A 3465-nucleotide genomic window follows, 5' to 3' on the forward strand; every position below is an offset into this window, starting at 1 on the left:
CCGCTACGAGCGACGCGCCGACATCTACCAGGCCTTCACCAGCCTCGCGGCAAGTCTCATCACCCTCAACCAGATCAAACGGTTCTGTTAGGCGCTCTAAGGATCGCTTCCCACCCTTCTCGGTCTTCGGAAAGGTCTGCTTACCGGCACTCAAAGGGTCCCGGATCGGCCGCCTCCCAGCAGGGTTGGAGCCTCCCTCCAAGACCGCGCACAGAGTTCCGGCCCGTCCCGCTAGGGCGTCTTATCAAAGCACTCGATGAGCATCTGGGTGAGGATCCCCACCGTCCGCACCGGATGCTGGCCGGGCGGCCGGACAACGAACAACCCCGCTGGCGCGATCGGGAAGCAGGTCATGACGGGGACGAGCGCTCCGGAGGCGAGCTGCGCCTCGATGAGCCGCTCCGGAAGGTAGGCGATCCCGAGCCCCGTCACGGCGGCAGCCGCTAGGGCGGTCCCATTGTCGGCCTTGAACCGTCCGTGGGGGCGGACGGCGATGGAGTTCGGGCCGTCCATGAAATGCCAGGCTTCGGTACCCTGCATGAGCGCTTGGTGGCTGAGCAGCTCGTCGGGCGTCTCGGGTGCGCCGTGGGCGCCGATATAGTCCGGACTGGCGACGAGCTTGCCGTGGATGGGGCCTACGCGCCGGGCAATCAGGTTCGAGTCCGGGAGATGGCCGAGCCGGATCGCGCAGTCGAACCCCTCGGCGACGAGATCGACGAAGCGGTCGCTGTAGCAGACCTGAAGCTGAAGCTGCGGGTGGCGCCGCGCCATGTCGGCGAAGACGGCGGCCAAGTGGGTCGGCCCGAACGAGAGCGGGGCGGCGACGCGGAGCCGGCCGCGCACCTCCCCGGCGGGCAGGATCGCGTCCCTGGCCCGATCGATCTCGGCGCAGACCTTGGCCGCATGTTCCCGGAACGTCGCCCCCGCCTCCGTGAGGGCGGCGCCGCGGGTGGTTCGTGCGAGTAGTTGCACGCCGAGATCCGCCTCAAGGCGCGCCAGCCGCCGGCTGACGATCGATTTGGAGACGCCGAGCCGCCGCGCGGCCGCGGTCACGCCGCCGGCTTCCGCGAGTTCCACGAAGGTCCTCAGCTCCTCGACATCCAATTCCGGCGTTCCCGTTCGCGCGACACGGTGTCGGCTCAGACGATGCTACTGGATCATAAAACACAATGGCAGTGTCGGTCCGACATCGGCCGGCGGCGCAGGGTGCTCCGAACTTGATCGGGTCCGATGGCAACAAAGGATCGTCATGACCGTTCGCAATGGCCTGGCATCGCTTCTTCGTCCACAGGACTCGATCCTCGTTCTAATCGACCATCAGCCCTACCAGCTGGCGGGCCTGAACAGCCACGATCCGCACCTGGTGGTCAACAACACGACGGCCCTGGCGAAGGCCGCCAAGGTCTTCGGCGTTCCCACCATCCTGACGAGCGTGATCGCCGAGCGGGGCGGGGTCATCTTCCCGCAGGTCACCGAGGTCTTCCCGGAGCAGGCGGTGATCGACCGAACATTCGTCAACACTTGGGAGGACCGGAACGTCGTCGGCGCAGTCGAGGCGACGGGCCGCAAGCAGTTGATCATCGCAGGGCTCTGGACCGAGGTCTGCGTCGCGATGCCGGCCATCCAGGCGGCGGGCGAGGGGTGGGACGTCACGGTGGTCACCGACGCATGCGGCGGCATCTCCGTCGAGGCACACGAGGTCGCCATCCAGCGGATGATACGGGCCGGGGTGAACATGATGACCTGGCTCGCCGTGATGGCGGAATGGCAGCGCGACTGGGCCCGGCTCGACACGGCGGCCGGGGTCACCGAGGTCCTTCAGCAGCACGCCGCGGGATGCGGGATCGCGTATCTCTGGGAGCAGCAGCTGCTCAACACGCCGGTCCCGAGATCTGCCGGCTGATCCGGACGCGGGAGGCCCGCTTGCGCGCGGGCCCATGCTGTGACCGCGCGGCGCCCGGCCCGCTCCCGCGACGAGATGAAACACCGCGGAGGCGGAATCCGACTGCCCAAAAATTTAGATCGGAGAGGAGTGCATATCCATGAAGAAGCTCACACGCTCGGCAACCGGAAACACTGACGCCGCCTCAGTCCAGTCCAACATTGAGGACGTGCTCCTGGCCTATGAGACGGCCCTGAACGCCTCGGACCCTGACAAGGTGCAGAGCGTGTTCGCGCCCAGCGGCGTCTTCATGGCTCCCAACAACCCCTCGACGGTCGGCGCCGAGGCGATCCGGAAAGCCTACGACGGGATCTTTCGGACGATCACCTTCGACACCGAGTTGACGGTGGAGGAAGTGGTGCAGGTCGCTCCGGACTGGGCGTTCGCCCGCACGAGCTCGAACGGACACGTGACTGTCAATGCCATCAAACAGCGTGTTCCCGACGCCAACCACGAACTGTTCATTTTGCACAAGGGCCAAGACAACGCGTGGAAAATTGCGCGCTATTCGTTCGCAACAACGAATCCGCCGCCCCAGTAAGCAAGGGGAACTCAGTGTCTGACAGGCCGCGGAGGCGCATGCGGCGGATTGGACCGTGATCTCGACGGTCAACAATTTCTTCCAGTCCATCGTGGTTGTGACTAGGCTGTGATCGGTGAACATTAGTAACGTCTTGGCAAGGGTGCCCGGTAATCGTAGTTGCCGTCTCTGTGTTGGGTGCACGCTGGAACGTCAGCTTTCAGGCGTCGGGCCAACCAGTGCTCCCCAACCCATCCGGACCTTCAGGGACCGCAGCTCGAAGGTCCGCTTGGGGTCATTCATTCGGGGTCGTGTCCCGGGTGGTGGTGTAGCTGAGGGGTGGTCATCGGCGGTTGCCGGGTAGGGTCGGGTTGCGAGCACCAACCTCGAACCCAAGAGACCTCCNCCCCAAGCTGCGCAAGGGCTCGTACTTCCCCGGTTTCCTGGAACCGCGGCGCATGGCCGAGAAGGCGCTCACGGCGGTGATCCAAGAGGCTTACATCCAGGGCATCTCGACCCCCTCATCCTGAGCCTGTCGAAGGATCGGTGGATGATCTGGTGCAGGCCATGGGCGGGACCGGCATCTCGAAGAGCCAAGTCTCGCGGCTCTGCCAGGAGATCGACGAGCGGGTCAACGCCTTCCTCGACCGCCCCATCGTCCTTCGAGAGCCTCAGGATGAGGGGCGAGGGGTCCTACCTCTGGATCGACGCGACCTCCGTGAAGGTGCGCGAGGCCGGCCGCATCGTCTCGGTCGCCGTGATCGTGGCGGTCGGCGTGAACGGCGACGGTCGCCGGGAGGTTCTCGGCATGGACGTCGGTCCCTCCGAGGCCGAGACGTTCTGGACCGCCTTTCTCCGCAAACTGGCGCGCCGGGGCCTGCGTGGGGTCAAGCTCGTGATCTCGGACGCGCACGAGGGCATCAAGGCCTCGGTCGCCAAGGTCATGAACACCGCGTGGCAGCGCTGCCGCGTCCACTCCAGGGAGGCCAGCGCCGCCCTGGCC

General features: G+C 65.9%; 3 protein-coding genes and 2 pseudogenes. 4 read left to right on the forward strand and 1 reads right to left on the reverse strand.

What is annotated here, in order from left to right:
* A pseudogene (locus tag ASG52_RS27340) lies at positions 1 to 91 on the forward strand (IS5/IS1182 family transposase); the annotation flags it as partial.
* A 140-nt stretch (positions 92 to 231) separates the two neighbouring features.
* Here ASG52_RS27340 and ASG52_RS17140 read toward each other — a convergent pair.
* Complete coding sequence (locus ASG52_RS17140; protein ID WP_056245846.1) at positions 232 to 1104, reverse strand: LysR family transcriptional regulator; 873 nt, start codon at positions 1102 to 1104, stop codon at positions 232 to 234.
* 145 nt (positions 1105 to 1249) lie between these two features.
* Between ASG52_RS17140 and ASG52_RS17145 the strand changes: the two genes are divergently transcribed.
* From ASG52_RS17145 to ASG52_RS17155, 3 genes and pseudogenes are all read left to right on the forward strand, one after another.
* On the forward strand, positions 1250 to 1903 hold the full coding sequence (locus tag ASG52_RS17145; RefSeq protein ID WP_056245849.1) for a hydrolase: 654 nt from the start codon (positions 1250 to 1252) through the stop codon (positions 1901 to 1903).
* 139 nt (positions 1904 to 2042) lie between these two features.
* Positions 2043 to 2483, forward strand: a complete 441-nt coding sequence (locus ASG52_RS17150; RefSeq protein WP_082552619.1) for a YybH family protein — start codon at positions 2043 to 2045, stop codon at positions 2481 to 2483.
* 385 nt (positions 2484 to 2868) lie between these two features.
* Positions 2869 to 3465 (forward strand): annotated as a pseudogene (locus ASG52_RS17155) (IS256 family transposase); the annotation flags it as partial.

Source organism: Methylobacterium sp. Leaf456 (assembly GCF_001425465.1).
Classification (GTDB): domain Bacteria; phylum Pseudomonadota; class Alphaproteobacteria; order Rhizobiales; family Beijerinckiaceae; genus Methylobacterium.

Excerpts from the sequence above, each read along its gene's own strand:
- ASG52_RS17145 (WP_056245849.1), top strand. The coding sequence starts at position 1,250 with ATGACCGTTCGCAATGGCCTGGCATCGCTTCTTCGTCCACAGGACTCG.
- ASG52_RS17150 (WP_082552619.1), top strand. The coding sequence starts at position 2,043 with ATGAAGAAGCTCACACGCTCGGCAACCGGAAACACTGACGCCGCCTCA.